The 23,391-nt window shown below is 62.3% G+C and carries 19 protein-coding genes; 12 read left to right on the forward strand and 7 right to left on the reverse strand.

Going from position 1 to position 23,391, the window contains the following annotated elements:
- Positions 1-40: 40 nt before the first annotated feature.
- The 3 genes from IEC33019_RS12425 (at position 41) to IEC33019_RS12435 (ending at position 4,595) form a co-directional block, all read left to right on the forward strand.
- Complete coding sequence (locus tag IEC33019_RS12425; protein WP_070093549.1) at positions 41-3,163, forward strand: biosynthetic peptidoglycan transglycosylase; 3,123 nt, start codon at positions 41-43, stop codon at positions 3,161-3,163.
- A 131-nt stretch (positions 3,164-3,294) separates the two neighbouring features.
- Entirely contained in the window at positions 3,295-3,837 is a 543-nt protein-coding gene (locus IEC33019_RS12430; protein ID WP_070093550.1) for a PadR family transcriptional regulator, read from the forward strand.
- A complete protein-coding gene (locus IEC33019_RS12435; protein ID WP_070093551.1) occupies positions 3,834-4,595 on the forward strand; it encodes a siderophore-interacting protein in 762 nt (253 codons plus the stop codon). The genes IEC33019_RS12430 and IEC33019_RS12435 overlap by 4 nt, the downstream gene beginning before the upstream one ends.
- Before the next feature lie 85 nt (positions 4,596-4,680).
- Here IEC33019_RS12435 and IEC33019_RS12440 read toward each other — a convergent pair whose 3' ends face one another.
- On the reverse strand, positions 4,681-5,319 hold the full coding sequence (locus tag IEC33019_RS12440; protein ID WP_070093552.1) for a Pr6Pr family membrane protein: 639 nt from the start codon (positions 5,317-5,319) through the stop codon (positions 4,681-4,683).
- Positions 5,319-5,540, reverse strand: a complete 222-nt coding sequence (locus IEC33019_RS12445; protein WP_043206489.1) for a VF530 family DNA-binding protein — start codon at positions 5,538-5,540, stop codon at positions 5,319-5,321. The genes IEC33019_RS12440 and IEC33019_RS12445 overlap by 1 nt, the downstream gene beginning before the upstream one ends.
- A gap of 178 nt (positions 5,541-5,718) precedes the next feature.
- Between IEC33019_RS12445 and IEC33019_RS12450 the strand changes: the two genes are divergently transcribed.
- From IEC33019_RS12450 to lon, 4 genes are all read left to right on the forward strand, one after another.
- Entirely contained in the window at positions 5,719-7,758 is a 2,040-nt protein-coding gene (locus IEC33019_RS12450) for a TonB-dependent receptor (RefSeq protein WP_070093553.1), read from the forward strand.
- 337 nt (positions 7,759-8,095) lie between these two features.
- On the forward strand, positions 8,096-9,442 hold the full coding sequence (locus IEC33019_RS12455; protein WP_070093554.1) for a carbohydrate porin: 1,347 nt from the start codon (positions 8,096-8,098) through the stop codon (positions 9,440-9,442).
- Between the two features lie 30 nt (positions 9,443-9,472).
- On the forward strand, positions 9,473-11,884 hold the full coding sequence (locus IEC33019_RS12460) for a glucose/quinate/shikimate family membrane-bound PQQ-dependent dehydrogenase (RefSeq protein WP_070093555.1): 2,412 nt from the start codon (positions 9,473-9,475) through the stop codon (positions 11,882-11,884).
- A gap of 141 nt (positions 11,885-12,025) precedes the next feature.
- A complete protein-coding gene (gene lon / locus IEC33019_RS12465; protein ID WP_070093556.1) occupies positions 12,026-14,449 on the forward strand; it encodes an endopeptidase La in 2,424 nt (807 codons plus the stop codon).
- 33 nt (positions 14,450-14,482) lie between these two features.
- Here the strand turns inward: lon and IEC33019_RS12470 are convergent, their stop codons facing one another.
- The 3 genes from IEC33019_RS12470 to IEC33019_RS12480 form a co-directional block, all read right to left on the reverse strand.
- The gene (locus IEC33019_RS12470) at positions 14,483-15,427 is read right to left on the reverse strand and encodes a hypothetical protein (protein ID WP_070093557.1); all 945 of its coding nucleotides are present in this window, start codon (positions 15,425-15,427) and stop codon (positions 14,483-14,485) included.
- 61 nt (positions 15,428-15,488) lie between these two features.
- Positions 15,489-16,487, reverse strand: coding sequence for an alpha-xenorhabdolysin family binary toxin subunit B (locus IEC33019_RS12475; protein WP_070093558.1), 999 nt, complete (start codon positions 16,485-16,487; stop codon positions 15,489-15,491).
- A gap of 20 nt (positions 16,488-16,507) precedes the next feature.
- Entirely contained in the window at positions 16,508-17,668 is a 1,161-nt protein-coding gene (locus IEC33019_RS12480; protein ID WP_070093559.1) for an alpha-xenorhabdolysin family binary toxin subunit A, read from the reverse strand.
- A gap of 126 nt (positions 17,669-17,794) precedes the next feature.
- Between IEC33019_RS12480 and IEC33019_RS12485 the strand changes: the two genes are divergently transcribed.
- From IEC33019_RS12485 to cmoB, 3 genes are all read left to right on the forward strand, one after another.
- Positions 17,795-18,193 (forward strand): protease inhibitor I42 family protein, encoded by a 399-nt coding sequence (locus IEC33019_RS12485; protein ID WP_070093560.1) that lies wholly within the window; start codon positions 17,795-17,797, stop codon positions 18,191-18,193.
- 76 nt (positions 18,194-18,269) lie between these two features.
- A complete protein-coding gene (cmoA, locus tag IEC33019_RS12490; RefSeq protein ID WP_070093561.1) occupies positions 18,270-19,013 on the forward strand; it encodes a carboxy-S-adenosyl-L-methionine synthase CmoA in 744 nt (247 codons plus the stop codon).
- On the forward strand, positions 19,010-19,966 hold the full coding sequence (gene cmoB, locus IEC33019_RS12495) for a tRNA 5-methoxyuridine(34)/uridine 5-oxyacetic acid(34) synthase CmoB (protein ID WP_070093562.1): 957 nt from the start codon (positions 19,010-19,012) through the stop codon (positions 19,964-19,966). The genes cmoA and cmoB overlap by 4 nt, the downstream gene beginning before the upstream one ends.
- Before the next feature lie 67 nt (positions 19,967-20,033).
- Here the strand turns inward: cmoB and IEC33019_RS12500 are convergent, their stop codons facing one another.
- Positions 20,034-20,237 (reverse strand): hypothetical protein, encoded by a 204-nt coding sequence (locus tag IEC33019_RS12500; RefSeq protein WP_070093563.1) that lies wholly within the window; start codon positions 20,235-20,237, stop codon positions 20,034-20,036.
- A 265-nt stretch (positions 20,238-20,502) separates the two neighbouring features.
- Between IEC33019_RS12500 and IEC33019_RS12505 the strand changes: the two genes are divergently transcribed.
- Together IEC33019_RS12505 and IEC33019_RS12510 are read left to right on the forward strand one after the other, a co-directional pair.
- Complete coding sequence (locus tag IEC33019_RS12505) at positions 20,503-21,177, forward strand: heavy metal response regulator transcription factor (protein WP_070093564.1); 675 nt, start codon at positions 20,503-20,505, stop codon at positions 21,175-21,177.
- A complete protein-coding gene (locus tag IEC33019_RS12510; RefSeq protein ID WP_070093565.1) occupies positions 21,174-22,556 on the forward strand; it encodes a heavy metal sensor histidine kinase in 1,383 nt (460 codons plus the stop codon). Before IEC33019_RS12505 ends, IEC33019_RS12510 begins: the two co-directional genes overlap by 4 nt.
- A gap of 111 nt (positions 22,557-22,667) precedes the next feature.
- On the opposite strand, the gene pdxJ is transcribed toward IEC33019_RS12510, so the two are convergent.
- Complete coding sequence (gene pdxJ, locus IEC33019_RS12515) at positions 22,668-23,390, reverse strand: pyridoxine 5'-phosphate synthase (protein WP_254171019.1); 723 nt, start codon at positions 23,388-23,390, stop codon at positions 22,668-22,670.
- Between the last annotated feature and the right edge of the window lies 1 nt (position 23,391).

A 23,391-nucleotide genomic window follows, 5' to 3' on the forward strand; every position in this document is an offset into this window, starting at 1 on the left:
AGACAAGCAAGACGAAAAGTACCTGGCCGGATTGAAGACTATGGGCGCACTGTGGCAATCGGAACCAACCAGAACGGAAGCACCCGAAACATCTCCGGCTGAAGCGCCACTGCCAAAGACTCCCCGCCAGCGTCGGCTATGGTGGCGACTGATCGTGCTCATCGTGCTGCTGGGGATCATCGTCATCGGTTTTGCCGCCTACGACGAAATGCGTACCTCCAAACTGCAATCCAGGGAGTTCAGCCGCCTGGCCAGCACCCTCACCTACTCCCTGGAGCCAGGCCCGAGCGACGCGATCATCTACCCGGGCGACGGCCCCTTCGACAAGCGTCTGGGCTACAGTGCCCTGGGCGAATTCCTGCCCCGACTGCTCAAGCGCGACTACCTGATCAGCCAGCAGGTGCGGTTCTCGCCCGCGTTGATGAACTACGTCGAGCATGGCCTGTTCGTCCCTTATGTGGAGAAGATCCAGGCCGGCCTGTCGATCACCGACTGCCGCGGCCAAGACCTGTATCACTACAACTACCCGCAGCACCTGTACCCAGACTTCGCCTCGATCCCGCCGATCATCGTCAACAGCCTGCTGTTCATCGAGAACCGCGACCTGCTCGACCCACAGGACCCGCGCAACAATCCGGCCGTGGACTGGCCGCGCTTCGCCAAGGCCGCCTACAGCCAGGTGGCCAAGTACCTCGCCCTGCCCGGCCAGTCGGCTGGCGGCAGTACCTTGGCGACGCAGTTGGAGAAATACCGCCACTCCCCCGATGGCCTGACCGTCTCCGGGGCCGAGAAGATTCGCCAGATGATTTCCGCCAGCGTACGTGCCTACCAGGGTGGACCGGACACCACGGTGGCGCGCGAGCGCATCGTGCGCGACTACCTCAACAGCGTGCCGCTGTCGGCGGTGCCGGGCCACGGCGAGGTGCACGGCATGGCCGAGGGGCTGCGGGTCTGGTACGGCGCTGACTTCGACCAGGTCAACCAGGCGCTGGCCGCGACCACTACCGACCCTGAATCCCTCGCCGCTCGCGGCCTGGCCCTGCGCCAGGTGCTGTCGTTGATGATCGCCCAGCGCCGGCCGTCCCATTACCTGTCCAAGGGCCGGGTGGAACTGGCCGAGCTCACCGACGCGCACATCCGCGTGCTTGCCGCCAACGACGTGATCGACCGCCCCCTGGCCGATGCCGCTCTGGCCAGCAAGGCGGTGTACCGCGACTGGGTGGCCCAACCGACCATCGTGCCGATCATCACCAACAAAGGCATCAGCCTGGCCCGCAACCGCTTGGCAGCCATGCTCAATCGGCCCCTCTATGACCTCGACCGCCTCGACGTCTCAGCCACCAGCACCTTGCAGGCCGACTTGCAGATGCAGGTCAGCCAGTACCTGAAGAACCTCTCCGACCCCGAGTTCGCCGCGCAGATGGGGCTGATCGGCGAGCGCCTGCTCACGACCAAGACCACCGACCAGGTGCGCTACAGCTTCACCTTGTTCGAGCGCACCGCCGACGGCTCGCGGGTGCGGGTACAGACCGACAGCACCGACCAGCCTTTCGACATCAACGAAGGCAGCAAGCTGGAGCTGGGCTCCACGGCCAAGTTGCGGGTGCTGACCACCTACCTGGAAATCATCGCCGAACTGCACGACAAGTATGCCGGCAAGCCTGCCGCGGAACTCAAGAAAGTCCCGGTGGCCGAGCTCGATCGCATCACCCAGTGGTCACTGGAATGGCTGATGCAAAACCCCAAGGACCAGAGCCTGGATGCCATGCTCGACGCGGCCCTGGAGCGCAAGTACTCGGCCAACACCGGCGAGGCCTTCTTCACCGGCGGCGGCATGCACGTGTTCAACAACTTCCGCAAGGAAGACAACAACCGCAACCCGACCCTCAAGATCGCTCTGCGTGAATCGATCAACCTGCCGTTCATCCGCCTGATGCGCGACCTGGTGCGTTATGTCACTTACCAGCAGCCGTTCAACCGTGAGCCGCTGCTCAAGGACGATTCCGACCCGCGCCGCCAGGAATACCTGGCACGTTTTGCCGACAAAGAAGGCACCAACTACCTGATGCGGTTCTGGAAGAAGTACCAGCGCAAGACCTCCCAGCAGCGCCTGGACACCTTCCTCGACAGCATGCGCGTCACGCCACAGCGCCTGGCCGCGGTGCACCGCTACCTGTTCCCAGAAGCCGGGCAGGAAACCTTCAATGCCTTCGTGCGCGCCCACAGCGCCAACGACAAGAAGGCCCTGGCCAAACTCACCGACGGACGCTTGTCGGAGATGTACGAGGCCTATGGACCCGGCAAATACGATCTGCCTGACCAAGGCTACATCGCCAAGGTGCACCCGTTGGACCTGTGGTTGCTGGGCTACCTGCTGAAGAACCCTGGCGCCTCGCTGACCGAGATGGTCAACGCCAGTCGCTTCGAGCGCCAGGAGGTCTACAGCTGGCTGTTCAAGAGCCGCCATCAAGGTGCACGCGACAGTCGCATCCGCACCATGGTCGAGATCGAAGCCTTCCTGGATATCCATCAGCGCTGGAAGCGCGTGGGCTACCCGTTCGATCACCTGGTGCCGTCGCTGGCCACCGCCATCGGCAGTTCCGGTGATCGCCCGGCGGCGCTCTCCGAACTGGTCGGGATCATTCAGAACGACGGCGTGCGCCTGCCGACCCTGCGCATCGACACCCTGCACTTTGCCGCCAACACCCCCTACGAAACCAAGCTGATCAGCGACCCGGACCGCGGCCAGCGGATCCTGCCAGTGGAGGTGGCCAGGGCCCTGAAGGGCGCGATGTCGCAAGTGGTGGATGCCGGTACCGCGCGGCGTATCTCCGGCAGCTTCAAGCTGCATGACGGCACCTCGCTGGTGATGGGCGGCAAGACGGGTACCGGCGACAACCGTATCGAAAGCTTCGGCGCTGGCGGCCGCCTGATCGGCTCGCGCTCGCTCAACCGGACCGCCACGTTCGTGTTCTTCCTGGGCGAGAACCACTTCGGCACCCTGACCGCGTTCGTTCCGGGACGGTCGGCCGAGGCGTTCACGTTCACCTCGGCGTTGCCGGTGCAGGTGCTCAAAGGGATGGCGCCGATCCTCATGCCGTATCTGGAGCCGGGCAGTGCCACAGAATGCAAGGCACCGGAAGTGGCGATGCACACGCCATAACAGGCAGGCCAAGCCTTGTTGATCGACCTATCTAAAATACAGATAAGAATCATCCGCATTTTTGCGCTTGTGTTTAGATATATCTTGAGTAATATCTTGAGATATATCGAAACACACGGAGCCGACTCTCCATGCGCGACCATTCCCCCCACGATCCCTTCGAACGCCGCCCTAGCCGAGGCGAGCGCGGCCCACGGGTCTTCGCCCCGGGCGATCTGAAACTGCTGATGTTGTCGATGCTGGCCGAGCAGCCCGGTCACGGCTATGACCTGATCCGCCAGATCGAAAGCCTGTTCGACGGCAGCTACACCCCAAGCCCGGGCGTCATTTACCCCACTCTGAACTTCCTCGAAGAAGCCGAGCTGATCACAGGCCAAGTCCTGGGCAGCAAGCGCCTCTACGCCATCACCGAGGCGGGGCGTGATGCCCTGGCCGAACAAGCCGTGGCGCTCGATGGCGTGCGCATGCGTATCGAAGTCAGCAAACGTGCCCTGCGTGGGCATGACCGCCCGCCAGAAATCCACGAAGCGGTCGGCAACCTGCGTCACGCCCTGCACATGCACAGTGGTCGCTGGACGCCCGATGAGATCGAGCGGGTACGCACCCTGCTCAACGACACCGCCAAGGCCATCGCCTCAGGCCCCATCGAGGCTGTTACGGAGAACACCCTATGAGCGACACCATTCATCGCGTCAACCACGAGATCCGCCAACGCCGCCTGCAGGTGCTGCGCGTCACCGACCTGACCCCGCGCATGCGCCGCATCACGTTGGGTGGCGTGGAATTGAAAGGCTTCACCAGCGTCGGCAGCGACGACCATATCAAGCTGCTGTTCGCCCAGACACCCGAAGAGCAACAGGCCATCGACGCCCGCACGCTTGGCCGCGACGGTGGCGTTCGCCCGACCATGCGCGAGTACACGCCCCGGCGCATCGATCTGGTCGCCAATGAACTGGATATCGATTTCGTTCTGCACGGCGATGGCCCGGCGTCCACCTGGGCGGCGCAGGCCGCAGCGGGCCAGACCTTGGACATCGCAGGCCCGCGCGCCTCGATGGTGGTACCGGATATCTTCGACAGCTACCTGCTGATCGGCGACGAGACCGCGATCCCCGCCATCGGCCGACGTCTGGAGGAGTTGCCGGCGGGCCGCCAAGTGCTGGCGCTTATCCAGATCGAGGACGAGCAGGAACAACAGCCATTGCCGAGCAAGGCGCACGTCGAGGTGATCTGGGTACGTCGCCACCAGGACGACCTGCTGGCGATGCTCGAACAATTGGCGCTGCCGCCCGGTGCGCTGTACGCCTGGGTGGCGTTGGAAAAGACCCTGACCCGCCAAGCCAAGGCGCTGCTACTGGAAAAAGGCGTGAAGGACGATGCGCTGAAAGCTGCGGCCTACTGGCGCCAAGATGGCAGTGCCGACGACGAGTGACGTTTGCAGCCCATGCGCGCACAGCTGTCTGGTTCCGTGGCGTCTTCTTCGCAGGTTAACCCGCGAAGAAGACGCCCCAGCCTCATCAGGCATGCGCCAAGCGCCGCCCTTGCCAGCGATCCACCCCGATCATCATCAACCCGATCACCCAGAACCCCACCAGCACACCCAGGGCATTGAGCAGCACCTGCCCATAGCCCAGGCTCGCGACATCGATGAAGGGATAGGCATACACGCCGATCTCTCGGCCCCGCCACAAGGCATAGGCGAAATACACCGCTGGGTACAGGCTCCACACCGCCAGATGCCAGAGTCGCAGGCTGCCCTTGGGCACCACGCGCCACCAATACAACACGCACAGCACCGGCATGACATCGTGCAGCAACTCGTCCGCCAGCCACTGCCAGCCCTGGGGTTGCCAGAGATGGCGCAGCAGTACGCTATAGGCCACCGCCACCAGCACGATACTGGCGGTGATGCCGGAGCCCACCACCGGCGACAGAAAGAACCGCCGCGCGCCTGACGCCCGACCAAACGCCGCATAGCTGAGCACTGTGGCGACCAAGGTATTGGTCAAGACCGTGAAGTAGCCAAACACATTCACCAAACCGCCGATCAGGCTGGCCTGCTCCTGCCAGCGGGCCCACAGCACCAGGTAAACCTGTATCGCCAGGCCCGCCCAACCGAGCCATGCGGCGAAGGTCAGCCAGGGACGACGCGGCATCAGCCCGCCCGCTGGAGTTTCACGTAGAGCTGCTCGACCTTCTCCCGCGCCCAGGGCGTCTTGCGCAGGAAGGTCAGGCTCGACTTGATGGTCGGGTTGCTCTTGAAGCAACGGATGTCGATGCGCTCGGCCAGGCCTTGCCATTGGTAGTGCGCCACCAGCTCGGTGAGGATCTGCTCCAGTGTCTTGCCGTGCAGCGCGTTGTGTTGGGCCGTGCTCATGCCTGTGCTCCCGCGGGTAAAGATGCGCACCTTACACGAGTGTAGTGACAGGCGGCGCTGATTCGGTACTGCGAGTTGCCATTTGCACAAAGCACTGGCCAAAGCGCGAATCCTTGTGCTGCAATAGTGATGTTATATTGTAACAACAAAGATATCTGCCAAGGAACGTCACAACCCCATGCGTCACATGTCTCTGCGTCTTTCCCCGCTCGCCGCCGCGCTCTGGCTGGCCTCCACCCCCAGCCAGGCCGTGGAGCTGGAACCCCAGCTCATCACCGCCAACCCCTTGGGCAATCGCCAATTCGCCGCGCCCAGCACCGTGCTGCAAGGCGACGACCTCCTGCAACAGCAACAAGGCAGCCTCGGTGAAACCCTCAACAAACAGCCCGGCGTCGCCTCCACCTGGTTCGGCCCCGGGGCCAGCCGCCCGGTGATTCGCGGCCTGGATGGCGACCGCATCCGCATCCTGCGCAACGGTGTGGGGGCACTGGACGCCTCGTCGCTGTCCTATGACCACGCCGTGCCACTGGACCCGGTCAACGTCGAGCGCATCGAAATCGTCCGCGGCCCGGCCGCCCTGCTCTATGGCGGCAACGCCATCGGCGGTGTGGTCAATACGTTCGACAACCGCATCCCCGACACGCCCATCGAGGGCATACATGGCGCGGGCGAATTGCGCTACGGCGGCGCCGACACCACCCGCAGCAGCGCCGGCAAGCTGGAAGCCGGCAATGGCGCTTTCGCCTTGCACCTGGACGCCAACAGCCGCCAGTTCAACGACCTGCGCATCCCAGGCTATGCCCGCAGCTCGAACGTGCGCGACAGCGACGAGCCGGGCAGCCGCCACCGCCTGGAGAACAGCGACGGGCGCCAGGACGGCGGTGCCATCGGCGGCGCCTACCACTGGGACCACGGCTACACCGGCCTTTCGTACAGCCGCTACGACAGCAACTACGGCTCGGTCGCCGAACCTGGGGTCCGTCTGGACATGCAGCAGGATCACTATGGCTTTGCCAGCGAACTGCGCGACCTTGAAGGCCTGTTCAGCTCGGTCAAGCTCGACGCGGGCTACACCGATTACCAGCACCGCGAGATCGAAAGCGGCGAAGTCCACACCACCTTCAAGAACAAAGGCTACGAGGCGCGAATCGAAGCGCGCCACCAGCCGCTGGGGCCGGTCGAGGGAGTGCTGGGCGCGCAAGTCAGCCGCAACGAATTCTCCGCCCTGGGCGAGGAAGCGTTCGTCCCGCACACCGACACCGACAGCCTGGCGCTGTTCCTGCTCGAACAATGGCAGGCCAGCGAACGCCTGAACCTGAGCTTCGGCGCACGCCTGGAACACACCCGCATCGACCCGGACGCCAAGGGCAACGCGACCTTCGCCAACGCTGACAGCTCGAACAGTTTCACCGCCTCGAGCCTTTCGTCTGGCGCGGTGTACCAACTCGACCCGGTCTGGTCGCTGGCCGCGAACCTTGCCTACACCGAGCGCGCCCCGACCTTCTACGAGCTGTACGCCAATGGCGCGCACGTGGCCACCGGCGCCTTCGAAGTGGGCGACCCGAGCCTGAACAAGGAGAAAGCCACCTCCGCCGACCTGGCCCTGCGTTTCGACAATGGCACCCACAAAGGCAGCGTGGGCGTGTTCTACAGCCACTTTCACAACTACATCGGCCTGATCGGCACCGGCAACCTGCGCGAGGGTCACGATCACGACCATGATGACCATGACCACGACCATGACCACGGCGAGCTGCCCGAATACCTGTACCAGGGGGTACGCGCCCGCTTCTATGGCATCGAGGCCCAGGACCGCTGGCAGTTGCTCGAAAACCGTTATGGCCGCTTCGCGCTGGAGCTGTCCGGCGACTACACCCGAGCCAAGAACCTCGACAGTGGCGAGCCCCTGCCTCGTATCGCCCCCCTGCGCCTGAACATCGGGTTGCTGTGGGAACGGGATCGCTGGCAAGCGCGGGTCGACGTGCAGCATGCGGCCTCGCAGCATCGCAAACCCGCCAACGAGACCAGTACCGACGGCTATACCACCCTCGGCGCCAGCCTGGGCTACCGCTTCGAGATCGGTCAGAGTGAGTGGCTGGCCTTTGTTCGCGGGGAAAACCTGACTGACCAGACCGTGCGCTATGCCAGTTCGATCCTGCGGGACATCGCGCCAGCGCCAGGGCGCAGTGTCCAGGTGGGTCTACGCACCTCGTTCTGAATCATTGAAGCCGCCTTGCATCGCGGGTACGCCCACTCCCACACGTTCGCCGGCGCCCTCAACACCGTCGGTGCCCCTGTGGAGCGGGTTTACCCGCGAATAGGCCAGTGCCGACAATACAAGACTGATAGGCTCACCGCTCCCCGCGCTTCGGATTGTTACCTTCCCAGCAACAATCCGCTGCGACAATTTGTCTTTTTTTCTTACAACTTCCTCTATATCCTCCACGCCGCACGCTGAAACGCTTCACCTATCAACCTTGCAGCCATCTCCATTGAAGGGCTTACCCTTCGATGCGCTTGCCGTTTTTTCAATAATCAAAAGATAGCGCTATCTCATGCTCCAACTGCCGCACATCCGTTTTTCCAGTTTCGCCCTCGCCACTGTCCTGGGCGGGCTATCGTCCACCAGCGCAGCCCATGACCTGTTCGCCAGCGACTCTCCCTGGATGCTCGGCGACTGGGGAGGCACCCGTACCGAGCTATTGGAAAAAGGCTACGACTTCACCCTCGGCTACACCGGCGAGATGGGCAGCAACCTGCACGGTGGCTATGGCCACGACCGCACCGCGCGCTATAGCGACCAGTTCACCTTCGCCAGCCACCTCGACCTGGACAAGATCCTTGGCTGGCACGATGCCGAATTCAAGCTGGCGATCACCGAGCGCCATGGCCAGAACATCAGCAACGACCGGATCAACGATCCGCGCGTGGGCGGTTTCACCTCGGCCCAGGAAGTCTGGGGCCGCGGTCAGACGTGGCGACTCACCCAGATGTGGATCAAGCAGAAGTACTTCGATGGCGCCCTGGACGTGAAATTCGGCCGCTTCGGCGAAGGCGAGGACTTCAACAGCTTCCCGTGCGATTTCCAGAACCTGGCCTTCTGCGGCTCCCAGGTGGGCAACTGGGTCGGTGGCATCTGGTACAACTGGCCGGTCAGCCAGTGGGCCCTGCGCGTGCGCTACAACCTCAACGACACGCTGTACGCCCAGGTCGGCGTCTTCGAACAGAACCCCTCGAACCTTGAAAGTGGCAACGGCTTCAAGCTCAGCGGCAGCGGGACCCAAGGTGCCCTCATGCCGATCGAACTGGTGTGGAGCCCTCGGGTCAATGGCTTGGAAGGGGAATATCGCGCGGGCTACTACTACAGTAATGCCAAGGCACAGGATGTTCTGAAGGACAGCAACGGCCAGCCGGCCGCACTGAGCGGCCAAGCCTATCGCAGCAGCTCGAGCAAACATGGTTTCTGGCTCGGTGCCCAGCAGCAGGTCACGTCGCTGGCCTCGGACCACTCCCGCGGCTTGAGCCTGTTCGCCAATGCCACGATGCACGACAAGAAGACCAATGCCATCGACAACTATGTTCAGGCAGGTGTGGTGTACAAGGGGCCCTTCGATGCCCGCGCCAAGGACGACATCGGTTTCGCCCTCGCCCGCGTTCACGTCAACCCCGGCTATCGCAAGAACGCCCGCCTCATCAACCAGGCCGCCGGTCTGGACGACTATGACAATCCTGGCTACCTGCCCGTCCAGGACACCGAATACAGCGCCGAGCTCTACTACGGCATCCACCTGGCCGATTGGCTCACCGTACGCCCCAACCTGCAGTACATCCGCCATCCGGGCGGTGTGTCGCAGGTCGACGCCGCCCTGATCGGCGGCCTGAAGATCCAGAGCAGTTTCTAACCCACCCCTTCGACCTACGGAGAACATACGATGAGCACTGACGGTGCCAAGAATGGAACCCGCTGGCTACCGCGCCTTCTGGGCGTGCTGCTGTTGCTGATGGGCCTGGCCCTGCTGGCCGGTGGCATCAAGCTGAGCCAGCTGGGAGGATCCCTGTACTACCTGATCGCCGGCATTGGCTTTGCCCTGTCCGGCATCCTCCTGCTGGCCATGCGCCGCATCGCCCTGGGCCTGTATGGCCTGGTGCTGCTAGGCAGCACGATCTGGGCACTGTGGGAAGTCGGTCTGGACTGGTGGCAACTGGTGCCACGCCTGGCGATCTGGTTCGCTGTCGGTGTCGTCCTGCTGCTGCCGTGGGCACGTCGCCCGCTGGTCGGTCCATCGTCGAAGATCAACACCGCGCTGCTCAGCATCGCGGTGGTCGCCGCTGGCGCCAGCGCCCTGGGAAGCCAGTTCACTCACCCAGGCGAGACCTTCGGCACGCTCAATCGCGATAACAGCGAGATGGGCAGCGCTGCCCCCGACATGCCGGATGGCGAATGGCAGGCCTACGGCCGCACCGAGCATGGCGACCGCTACTCGCCATTGCGCCAGATCACCCCGCAGAACGCCTACCGTCTGGAAGAAGCGTGGCGCATCCGCACGGGTGACCTGCCGACCGACGACGACCCGGTGGAACTGACCAACCAAAACACGCCGCTGAAGGTCAACGGCATGCTCTATGCCTGCACCGCCCACAGCAAGCTGCTGGCCCTGGACCCGGACACCGGTGCCGAGATCTGGCGCTTCGACCCGCAGATCAAGAGCCCGACCGGCTCGCTCAAGGGCTTTGCCCACATGACCTGCCGCGGCGTCTCCTACTATGACGAAAACCGCTACGTCAGCCGCGACGGCAAGCCGGCACCGAAGATCTCCGACGCAGGCCAGGTCGTCGCCCAGACCTGCCCACGCCGCCTCTACCTGCCGACTGCCGACGCCCGCCTGATCGCCATCAACGCCGACAACGGCAAGGTCTGCGAAGGCTTCGCCAACCAGGGCGTGATCGACCTGACCACCGGTCTTGGCCCGTTCACCGCCGGCGGCTACTACTCCACCTCGCCTGCGGCGATCACCCGTGAGCTGGTGATCATAGGTGGTCATGTCACCGACAACGAGTCGACCAACGAACCGTCTGGCGTGATCCGCGCCTACGACGTGCACGACGGCCACCTGGTGTGGAACTGGGACAGCAACAAGCCCGAAGACACCAAGCCGCTGGCCGCCGGCCAAACCTACAGCCGCAACTCGGCCAACATGTGGTCGATCGCCAGCGTCGATGAAGACCTAGGGATGATCTATCTGCCGCTGGGCAACCAGACCCCTGACCAGTGGGGCGCCGACCGCACCCCAGGCGCGGAGAAGTACAGCGCCGGCATCGTCGCTCTGGACCTGGCCACTGGCAAGGTGCGCTGGAACTACCAGTTCACCCACCACGACCTGTGGGACATGGACGTGGGCAGCCAGCCGACCCTGGTACACCTGAAGACCGACGACGGCATCAAGCCCGCGGTCATCGTGCCGACCAAGCAAGGCAGTCTGTACGTGCTTGACCGTCGTGATGGCACGCCGATCGTGCCGATCCGCGAGATCCCAGTACCGCAAGGCGCCGTCAAAGGCGATCACACCGCGCCGACCCAGGCCCGCTCCGACCTCAACCTGCTCGGCCCCGATCTGACCGAAAAGACCATGTGGGGCGCCACGCCGTTCGACCAAATGCTCTGCCGCATCCAGTTCCGCAGCCTGCGCTATGAAGGCCAGTACACCCCGCCGTCCGAGCAGGGCTCGCTGGTCTACCCAGGCAACGTCGGCGTGTTCAACTGGGGGAGCGTGTCGGTCGACCCGGTTCGCCAGGTATTGTTTACCTCGCCGAACTACATGGCGTTCGTCTCGAAGATGGTGCCACGCGAGCAAGTCGCCGCCGGCAGCAAGCGCGAGAGCGAGACCAGTGGCGTGCAACCGAACACCGGCGCGCCGTATGCGGTGATCATGCACCCGTTCATGTCGCCTCTGGGCGTACCGTGCCAGGCCCCGGCCTGGGGTTACGTCGCGGCGATCGACCTGTTCACCAACAAGGTCATCTGGAAGCACAAGAACGGCACAACCCGTGACAGTACCCCGGTGCCGATCGGCCTGCCCGTCGGCGTACCGAGCATGGGTGGCTCGATCGTCACCGCAGGTGGCGTGGGCTTCCTCAGTGGCACCCTGGACCAGTACCTGCGCGCCTACGACGTGCACAACGGCAAGGAACTGTGGAAATCCCGCCTGCCAGCGGGCGGCCAGGCTACACCGATGACCTACACCGGCAAGGATGGCAAGCAGTACGTGCTGGTCACCGCCGGCGGCCACGGCTCGCTGGGCACCAAGATGGGCGACTACATCATCGCCTACAAGCTCGCCGACTAAGCTTTAAGCTGCAAGCAGCAAGAGAAAGCGGGGCCTGCGAGGTCCCGTTTTTTTATTGCACCTCTAAGCTTGAAGCTTGAAGCTTGAAACCCATCCCCCACCGCCCCATCTAAGCACCATAGTCATTTACGCAGGTGCCCCATGAGCGACCAGCAGGATCTACCGGACCATCCAGACGAACACGAAACAGTCGAACACCTCCACGCCAAGGCCAACCCCGGTCACCACCTCGCCCTGCCCGGCCAGCAGTTGCCGGACAAGGTCTACGTGATCCCGATCCACAATCGCCCATTCTTCCCGGCCCAGGTCCTGCCGGTGATCGTCAATGAAGAGCCCTGGGCAGAAACCCTGGATCTGGTCGCCAAGACCCCGCATCACGCCCTGGCCCTGTTCTTCATGGACGAACCACCGGAAGACCATCGCCACTTCGACACCTCGTCCCTCCCGCAGTACGGCACCCTGGTCAAGGTTCACCATGCCAGCCGCGAGAACGGCAAACTGCAGTTCGTCGCCCAAGGCCTGACCCGAGTGCGTATCCGCACTTGGCTCAAGCACCATCGCCCGCCCTACCTGGTGGAAGTGGACTACCCGCACCAACCCGCTGAGCCCACCGACGAGGTGAAGGCCTACGGCATGGCGCTGATCAATGCGATCAAGGAGCTGCTGCCGCTCAATCCGCTGTACAGCGAAGAGCTGAAGAACTACCTCAACCGCTTCAGCCCCAACGACCCGTCGCCCCTGACCGACTTCGCCGCGGCACTGACCTCAGCCACCGGCGCCCAACTGCAAGAAGTGCTCGACTGCGTGCCGATGCTCAAGCGCATGGAGAAAGTCCTGCCGATGTTGCGCAAGGAAGTCGAGGTCGCGCGGCTGCAGAATGAGATCTCCGCCGAGGTCAACCGGCAGATCGGGGAGCACCAGCGCGAGTTCTTCCTCAAGGAACAGCTCAAGGTCATCCAGCAGGAGCTGGGCCTGACCAAGGACGACCGCAGCGCCGACCTGGAGCAGTTCCAGCAGCGCCTGGAGGGCAAGACTCTTCCAGAGCAGGCGAAAAAACGCATCGACGAGGAAATGAACAAACTGGCGATTCTCGAGACCGGCTCGCCGGAGTACGCCGTCACCCGCAATTATCTGGAATGGGCCACCGCACTGCCCTGGGGCGTGTACGGTGAAGACAAGCTCGACCTCACGCACGCCCGCAAGGTGCTCGATCAACACCACGCAGGGCTCGATGATATCAAGGACCGTATCCTGGAGTTCCTCGCCGTGGGCGCCTGGAAAGGCGAGATCAGCGGCTCTATCGTCCTGCTGGTCGGCCCGCCCGGAGTAGGCAAGACCAGCATCGGCAAGTCCATCGCCGAAAGCCTCGGCCGGCCGTTCTTCCGTTTCAGCGTCGGCGGCATGCGCGACGAGGCGGAGATCAAGGGCCACCGCCGCACCTACATCGGTGCCCAGCCCGGCAAGCTGGTGCAGGCGCTGAAGGACGTGGAGGTGATGAACCCGGTGATCATGCTCGATGAGATCGACAAGATGGGCCAGAGCTACCAGGGCGACCCTGCCTCCGCCCTGCTCGAAACCCTCGACCCCGAGCAGAACGTCGACTTCCTCGACCATTACCTGGACCTGCGCCTGGATCTGTCCAAGGTACTGTTTGTCTGCACCGCCAACACCCTGGACTCGATCCCCGGCCCACTGCTCGACCGTATGGAAGTGATCCGCCTCTCTGGCTACATCACCGAAGAGAAATTGGCGATCGCCAAGCGTCACCTGTGGCCCAAACAACTGGCCAAGGCCGGCGTCGCCAAGAGCAGCCTGAGCATCAGCGACAGCGCACTGCGCATGGTGATCGAGGGTTACGCACGCGAGGCAGGTGTACGTCAGTTGGAAAAACAACTGGGCAAGCTGGTGCGCAAAGCGGTGGTCAAGCTGCTGGAGGCGCCGGATGCCAAACTCAAGATCGGTACCAAGGACCTGGAAGCCGCACTCGGCATGCCGGTGTTTCGCAGCGAACAGGTACTCGCCGGCAAGGGCGTGATCACTGGCCTTGCCTGGACCAGCATGGGCGGCGCCACCTTGCCGATCGAAGCCACGCGAATCCATACCCTGAACCGCGGCCTGAAGCTGACGGGCCAGTTGGGGGATGTGATGAAGGAGTCTGCGGAAATCGCCTACAGCTACATCAGCTCAAACCTCAAGCAGTACGGCGGCACACCCGACTACTTCAACGAGTCGTTCATCCATCTGCACGTACCGGAAGGCGCCACGCCCAAGGACGGCCCCAGCGCCGGCGTCACCATGGCCAGCGCCCTGCTGTCGCTCGCCCGCGACCAGGCACCGAAGAAAGGCGTGGCCATGACCGGCGAGCTGACCCTCACCGGCCAGGTGCTGCCGATCGGCGGCGTCCGCGAGAAGGTGATCGCCGCAAGGCGGCAGAAGATCTTCGAGCTGATCCTGCCGGAGGCCAATCGCGGCGACTTCGAAGAGCTGCCGGACTACCTGCGTGAAGGGCTGACCGTGCATTTCGCCAAGCGCTATGCCGATGTCGCGAAAGTGTTGTTCGCCTAAATGAGGAGAGGGACGTGCGTCCCTCTGTGCTGTTCACGCAAACGCCTCACGCATTTGCTCGGCCTGCCCAGCAACCTGTTTCCACTGCCCCAGGAATATTTTGAAGTAGACCATGAAGCGCGCCAGCTCTCGCTGGCGACTCACGGTTTTCAAGTGACGGTCGGCGCTTTCGGCATACGTACCTATCGCCTGCCAGGCCGAATGCAATGTTTCAATATTGCTATGCACGTCCGCCAGCGAAAGACCTCGCACCCCAAATATGGCCTTAAGCCGTACGCGATCCTCTTCTTCAAAAGTCGCTTTCCGGCAGTTTGTCCAAAAGGGCTCGAATCTCAGGGTGCACTCTCTAACTTCAACAGTCTCAAGCGCTTTGACCACCTTCTCCAGTTCGGGCTGTAACTCACGCCGGTGAATCTCGCGAAAATCCTCAATACGTGCCACGTACGCGGAGAGCTGAAGTTGAAATGTTTCGATCTCCATACGAAGACTGCTCATTTGCGCAGCCATTCGTCTCACGTGAATCCGGTCGATGGCACTTAGCGCCAGATCCCCTTCACGAGATAATACTTCCCATCTCTCTGTCCGCCCCCCTGCCATTTCAAGTTTGGACGCAATACTTTGTATGTCTGCACTTCGCTGGGCGATCGTTTGGGTATACCCGACCAATGCATTACTCAGTGAACTCCCGTTGCGACGCAGTGACCACCAATAACTACTCCTATAGGACACATTAGCGATCAGCCGATTCAGATTACCGATGCTCAGGACTGGCTCAGATACGTACGAATAGCTCACCCCATAGGGCAAGCGTTCTCGATGTAAATCCTGAATCCTTCGGACATAGGCATCCAGCTCAGCAACAGCGACTTCGAGGCGCCCTTGTCCGCTGCGCGCCTTTTTAAAGAGAGCAGCCACCCCCACTTCCATTGCCTGGGCAGCTTCCTGCATCGTTATCGACGTGATTGTGATTGGATTCATGAACGTTCACTCCGTAGGCCTGACCGCCGCCCTGATGAGCGGAAGTCAGGCTATTCACCAATCAAAATGCATTGCTTATCTGTTTGATCATGCTGCGCTGATAAGCCAGGAGCACCTTAAACAGCGCATCGATAGCGCGCAGGTCTTCGATCCGCTTGCCCGGGGCATTCTTCAGCAGGTTGAAGAAGCTCTCCAAGGCCAACGCCAGTACATTCAAGGCGATCAGGCATGCCTTGCGTTGCGCGACCAACACAGGCACATGCTCCAGAGCCTTGAGCTGCTGTCGGCATACCGCGAGGTTTCGGCCATTGGCGGTGAGGTTCTGCTGCAGCGTTCTGAGCCGGAGCGCCAATTGCCGACGTTCTGCCTGCAGTCGGCTGTAATTGAAGTCGCTGGACAACTTCCCAAGCGTCTTCTCCAGGTCTTTCAAGGCCTGGGCTGCGGCTTCGCTCAGTAAAGCAATCTGTCCTCCGGGCACTGCCAGCGCAGCCAATTGCTCGGGAGTGGGTACCTGCCCATCGAATTTTATCTCGACATCGATGGCCTCCAGCGCTTTCAAGGCAGTGTGCAGCGCCTCGATCTTGGACGACTCGGCGTCGATTTCGGCCTTCAGGACAGCACTGGTGGTTTCCAGCTCCATTTGTTGCCGGAGTAGACGGGCTTCATCGCGGGAGGCGTCCGGAGCAGACAAGCCTGACAGGTCGATAGAGGCATTCTTGATGCCACGTATCTGCAACGTCAGATTCGACAGCACTTTATTGGTCGTTTCCTGCGCAATTAATAAAAGCTCCGGGTCTTCGCCAATATCCTCAATTGCATCAACGATATCCTCCATCCCGCTGGCGTGCAGTTCCGCTTCCATGCGCAGGGCTTGAGTCGCCATTCGTTCAGTAGCGCTGTTCAGAAACTTGGCGTGGCGCTCAATCGACTCATACAGCGCCGGCAACGGCTTCAAGTTGCCCTGCTGCCATTCCAACAGGAAAGCACGGGCCGTCAGGAGAATTTCGTCCAGCTTTGGTTGCTGGCTGGAAGGCGACAGATAAGAAACCTTGGCATTCATGGTGATCGTCCTTTAATGAGTTAGCGTGCCGATGCGGCATTATCGAAAACCGCTGTCAACTGAAGCGATGTGCGCTCAATTTCCTTCCACTGTTTGAGGAATCGCTTGAAGTAGATCAGGAAGATCGCCAGCCGCTGGCCATCGGTGATACTTCCGAGCTCCTCGACGGATTTATTGATATAGACGTCGACATGGTCCCAGACCGTCTGTAAGTGGGAAGCCGATGTCAGGACATCGCTCAGACGCACGTTCAGATCGTCTACAAACTGAGTCATTTCCTTCAGCCGCCCCTCCAGACTCACACGGGCCTTCAGTTTCGCCGCCACCTCCCGCCGTTGCCGCTCCACACTTTTACGTTGCTTACGCACCCGTTCTGCTTTAACGCCATAGATCGTACCGGCGACAATTGCGCTGAGTACGTTCCCGGCCAGGCTGGTCAGACCATTGGTAAGGTACTTGTCGTATTCTTTTTTCAGTTCGTCGATTTCGGTGTCGAGGGCTTTGAGTTCCGCCCGCAACTGTTCAACCAGCCCATCTCCTTCCTTGCGTTTTAGCGCGTTGTCCTTGTTTCCAACCGCAGGAAGCAACTCCTTTTTCACGATGTCCCTGAAGACTTCGCTGTCTTTCTTTACACCGCCTACCCGCTCGGCATAGTTCCTGACATCGTCACCGATGATCTTCAGATATTCGACCAGTGTCTTGACGACTTTCTGGTCTTCAGTACCCAGCTTGACCGGCTTCGCCAGCGCGACCTGCTCCCAGGTCATTTCGCGGGACAGGAACCTCAGGCGATTGCACTCTTCGACAATTTCTTCGCCAACGACATCGATCAAGTTGGCGGTGGAAGCCAGTTCGCTCGAGAGCCGCTTGCTGCGATCAGACAGCGTGGTCCACGAGTTGGCGTGATTGCGCAGCCTATTGAACAGGCTAAACATGGCCGAAGGCGCCAGCTCTGGTTCGTCGATGACCTTGTAGCCCAACCAGTGCTCGATGGTTTGCCGGGTCTTGGGTAGGCCGAAGACATAATTGGCATATTTGTTAATGGTAATGATTTGCTCGCGGCTTAGCGTCAGGCCGCCCTCATTGCTGCCGTCGCGCTCGGCCATGGCTGTAACCATCGCGACGGGCTGGATTGCCGCATCCTTTGCCAGCGTTTCGTATCTGGCCGTCTGTAAGCTCATATCGTTCTCCTTGTACCCAAACCGGGCTGGTTTGGTGGTACAACGTTATGACGAGCCCCCGCTGCGCCATCAGACGGTAAACGTTCCTCCTACAAGATCTATTGGTACTTTCAGACAGGAGACTTCATGAGATCTCGCCTTGCACTGTTTCCCCTGGCATTAGGGCTATTGAGCGCCTGCAGTCAAACCCCGTCCCCTCCTGAGCCGATCGTTCTGGAAAAAGCCAGTGAATGCCCGATCACCCTGGTACCCGGGCAAACATTGACCTTGCGCTTGCCCAGCAATCCCAGCACCGGCTATCGCTGGCTGGTTCAGCACCCGGCGGCCAACATCCTGCGCAGCCTGGGCCCTGAGGTATACAGCGATCCAGAGGACATCGGTGTTGTGGGCAGTGCAGGCCAGTCCTTGTGGCGGTTCCAGGCCCAGGGCCAGGGCGTGAGCCATCTCATCTTGGTGTATCAGCAACCCTGGGCACCCGAAGTGCGCCCCGCGCAAACGTTCGACTGCGCCGTGACGGTCGACTGAACCTGCCCAGAGGCGATGCGCAAACAGTCAGGGTTGGCTAAAATGCACGCTCTTTACCCCCCCACCTGGTACACCTGTGAGCCAACAACCCGACCGCCTCTTCGCCCAGCCCCTGGAGCAGGTGCCCGATTTCGCCTTCAACGAGGACGTGGTGCGGGTGTTCCCGGACATGATCAAGCGTTCGGTGCCCGGCTACCCGACCATCGTCGAGAACCTCGGCGTGCTCGCCGCCCGCTTCGCCCAGCCGCACACCGCCCTGTACGATCTGGGCGCGTCTCTGGGCGCGGTGACCCAGTCCCTGCGCCGCCACGTGCGCGCCGATGGCTGCCGGGTGATCGCGGTGGACAACTCCGTCGCCATGGTCGAGCGTTGCCGCCAGTACCTCACCGCCCAGGACTCGATGTTCCAGGAGCTGTTGCCGGTCCAGGTGTTGGAGGCCGATATCCTGGCCCTGCCCTTCGAGCCGGCCTCGGTGGTAGCGATGAACTTCACCCTGCAGTTCATCGCCCCGGACCAACGCCTGGCACTGCTCGGCCGCATCCGTCAGGCGCTGCTGCCCGGCGGCGCACTGATCCTCTCCGAGAAGCTGCGCTTTGCCGATGACCAGGAGCAGGACCTGCTCAATGAACTGCACCTGGCCTTCAAGCGCGCCAATGGCTACAGCGAACTGGAAATCGCCCAGAAACGCAGTGCCATCGAGAACGTGATGAAACCCGACACCCTGGAAGCCCACAAGGAACGCCTGCATGCCGCCGGTTTCTCCAAGGTCGTGCCCTGGTTCCAATGCCTCAACTTCGCCTCACTGATTGCCCTGCCATGATCGACCTCTCCCCCCTCGTCCGCCGCTTGGCGGGCACGCCCCTTGCCACCTGGTCCCAGGGCCTGCAGGCACAACTGCAGACCAAGCTGGAAAAAGGCCACGGTGACCTTGACCGCTGGCGCGGCGCGCTGGAGGCCTTGCCGGACCTTGCGCCCAGCGAAATCGACCTGATAAACGGCCTGCGCCTGGACAGCGATTGCGACGAGGCCACCCGTGCCCAGATGCACCAGGCGTTGATGGGGCTCTCCCCATGGCGCAAAGGGCCCTTCGACCTGTTCGGCGTCCATGTGGACACCGAATGGCGCTCGGACTGGAAATGGTCGCGGGTCGGCCCGCACCTGGACCTCAAGGGCAAGCGCGTGCTCGACGTGGGCTGCGGCAATGGCTACTACCAGTGGCGCATGCTTGGCGCCGGCGCCGACATGGTCATCGGCGTGGACCCAAATTGGTTGTTCTTCTGCCAGTTCCAGGCCGTGCAGAAGTATCTGCCCGACCTTCCGGCCTGGCACCTGCCCTTCGCCCTGGAAGAACTGCCAGCGAACCTCGAAGGCTTCGACACCGTATTCTCCATGGGGGTGTTCTATCACCGCCGCTCCCCCATCGAGCACCTGCTGGCGCTCAAGGACTGCCTGGTCAAAGGCGGCGAGCTGGTATTGGAAACCCTGGTCGTCGAGGGTGACGAGCACCAAGTACTGGTGCCCGAAGACCGCTATGCGCAGATGCGCAACGTCTGGTTCCTGCCGTCGGTACCGGCGCTGGAGCGCTGGCTGCGCCGTGCCGGATTCAGCGACGTGCGCTGCGTCGATGTCAGTGTCACCAGCGTGGACGAGCAACGCAGCACCGACTGGATGCGCTATCAGTCGCTTGCCGATTTCCTCGACCCGAACGACCACAGCCGTACCATCGAAGGCCTGCCGGCCCCACGTCGCGCCACCTTGCTGGCCCGCAAATAAAAAAAGCGCCCCATCGGGGCGCCAGACTCACCTTCGTCAGAGGAGCGGCTGCGAAGGCGGTTACGCGTCAATCCTTGGCCAGCTCGCGGGCCTTCTCGCTCGCCTCGCGCTCACGCGCCACCACCGCTTGCTCCTTGTCCCCGTGCAGACGCTGCTGGTCCTGACGGAACGCCTCCCAGAACTGCTTGGAACGCTCGGCGCCGCCTTCGGCCATGGCCGCGGAACTGCCCAGGGTGAGTACGGCCAACAACAGGTATTGGGTCAGGTTCATCGTGTTTGCCTCGTGATAACCAGTCATTCGAGGCCATCGTAGCGAGGCGCAGCTAACACCAAGGTGAGCCGGACATTACAGTGTTGCAAGACTTGAACGCGGCCTCGGCGCATGCCTGGGCAGCGCCTTTCAGCAAGATTTCCCGCCCATTACAAATCCGTTATTCAAGGCTTCCCCTCGGTTGCATGCCGTAACATCCGCGTCCTTGACCCTCATCCTGCTACAGGGTCGAGAATCGCCGCCTTTCATTACACCGAGCTTTTTCATGCGCCTACTGATCATCGAAGACGAATTGCGTACTGCCGATTACCTGCAACAGGGTCTGCGCGAGAACGGTTACGTGGTCGACTGTGCCCATACCGGCATCGATGGGCTGCACCTGGCCCGCCAGCAGCCCTATGACCTGGTGATCCTCGACGTCAACCTGCCCGGGCTGGATGGCTGGGGTGTGCTGCAACGCCTGCGCAGCGAATCGGCCACACGGATCATGATGCTGACCGCCCATGGTCGCCTGGACGATCGAGTCAAAGGGCTGGACCTGGGCGCTGACGACTATCTGCTCAAGCCCTTCGAGTTCCCGGAACTGCTGGCCCGAATCCGCAGCCTGTTGCGACGCAACGACCAGCATCTGCAACCAAGCACCCTGCGCGTCGCCGACCTGGAGCTGGACCCTGGCCGCCACCGCGCCTACCGCGCCGGACGACGCATCGACCTGACCGCCAAGGAGTTCGCCCTGCTGCATTTGTTGATGCGCCAGAGCGGCGAAGTGCTGTCGCGCACGCAGATCATCTCGCTGGTCTGGGACATGAATTTCGACTGCGACACCAACGTGGTGGAGGTGTCGATCCGCCGCCTGCGGGCCAAGATCGACGACCCGTTCGATGACAAACTGATCCACACTCTGCGCGGCGTCGGTTACGTGCTCGAGGCCAGACCATGAAACCCGCCAGCCTGTCCCTGCGCCTAGGGCTCTCGGTGACCCTGATGGGCGCTGCGCTAGTGCTGCTACTGGCCTGCCTGGCGGTATTCGCGCTGCAGCACGAGCTCGACAGCCGGGCCCGCAAGGACCTGGACCGCAAGATGCTGCAGATCGAGCACAACCTGCGGGTCGATCTACGCAACGAGGATCTGGCCCGCCGCGCCCATCCCTTGCTCGATGTGATCATGGGTCATGACAACCTGAGCCTGAGCATCCTGGCCTTCGACGGTCGTCACCCCTCGCTGCTGAGCCTGGGCCCTGCACTGGAGGCCCGCCTGAATGAGCTACCGGTCAGCGACCGGCTGAGCTTCCACGAGTGGCGCGACAGCGCCGATAACCAGATCCTCACAGCCACCCGCCTGATGCGACTGCGCGACGACACCACCGTGCGGGTGATGATGTCGCTCAACCGTGCCAACGACAATGCACTGCTGCAGGCCTACCTGAACTCCACACTGCTGGCGCTGCCCCTGTTGCTGGTGCTGATCGGCATCAGTGCCTGGAAGTTGATGCAAATGGGGTTGCGCCCTTTACGTCACTTTCGCCGAATCGCCGGGCGCGTCTCGGCCCAGGACCTGGAGCACCGTCTGCCGGACACAGGCCTGCCGTTGGAGCTGGCCGAGCTGGCCAAGGCCATCAATGTCATGCTCGATCGCTTGGATCAAGGTGTCCGCCAGCTCTCGCAATTCTCCGATGATCTGGCCCATGAGCTGCGCACGCCCATTGGCAATCTGATGGGCAAAGCCCAGGTCACCTTGGCCCGAGATCGAGACAGCGCCCACTACCGCGAAGCGCTGGAGGACAGTGTCGAAGAGCTGACCCGTCTCAACCGCATCATCAACGACATGCTGTTTCTCGCCCAGGTCAGCCAGCCCCAGGCCCAGGTCCCGCTCGGGCCACTGGCCCTGTCCCAGGAGGCGCAGCAGGTCTGCGAGCTATTCGCCGTCAGTGCCGAGTTCAAGAAAATTGAACTGCGTCTGCAGGGTTGGGGAACGGCCATGGCCGATCGCCTGATGTTCCAGCGGGCGCTGTCAAACCTGTTGAGCAATGCCATCCGCCACAGCCCCGAAAGCCAAGTGGTGACGGTAATGATCGAGCGTCAGGGCGATGAAATACACCTAGGGGTACAAAACCAGGGACCCGGCATAGCCGAAAGCCACCTGCCGCACCTGTTCGAACGCTTTTACCGCGCCGGATGCGGACGTTCACGGCTGGAGGGAGGGACAGGGTTGGGGCTGGCGATCGTGAAGTCGATCATGCAGGTGCACGGCGGGCGGGTGGAGGCCAGCAGTACGCCTGCTGGCCCTACCCGCTTCACCTTGGTATTCCGAGCGGAATAACGGATACCTGAATCGGCGCTTCGCGGGTGAACCGACTCCCGCCATTGGGAGTTCTGCAGCACCTGTGGGAGCGAGCTTACCCGCGAAGAAGCCGCTCCAACCGCGCGAAAATCAGCGAGAAGCCGCCACGATCAGCGCCTTCATTTCGGCCACCGCCGCCTTGAAGCCGACGAACAGCGCATGGGCCACCAGCGCATGGCCGATGTTCAGCTCGTTGATGCCCTTGATCGCCGCCACTGCCTCGACGTTGTGATAGTGCAGACCATGGCCGGCATTGACGATCAGCCCCTGACCTACCCCCACGGCCACGCCGTCGACGATCCGCTGGAGCTCTTCGGCCACCTCTGTCGGGGTTTCGGCATCGGCATAACGGCCGGTGTGCAGCTCGATGGCTGGTGCTCCGACACGGCGCGAGGCTTCGATCTGACGCGCGTCCGGATCGATGAACAGCGACACCTCGGCCCCCGTGCGCGCCAGGCGCTCCACTGCGGCCTTGATCCGCGCTTCCTGGCCCGCCACATCCAGGCCACCCTCGGTGGTCAGCTCTTGACGGGTCTCCGGAACCAGGCAGATGTGCGCCGGGCGAATCTTCTCGGCGAAGACCATCATTTCTTCGGTGATGCCCATTTCGAAGTTCATGCGGGTCTGCAGCACATCCTTGAGCAACAGGACATCGCGCTCCTGAATGTGCCGGCGGTCTTCGCGCAGGTGCACGGTGATACCGTCGGCGCCCGCTTCCTCGGCATCCAGCGCGGCCTTGACCGGGTCTGGGTAACGGGTGCCCCGGGCCTGGCGCAGGGTCGCCACGTGGTCGATGTTGACGCCAAGAAGCATG

The sequence above is a fragment of the Pseudomonas putida genome, assembly GCF_002741075.1.
Taxonomy (GTDB): Bacteria; Pseudomonadota; Gammaproteobacteria; order Pseudomonadales; family Pseudomonadaceae; genus Aquipseudomonas; species Aquipseudomonas putida_T.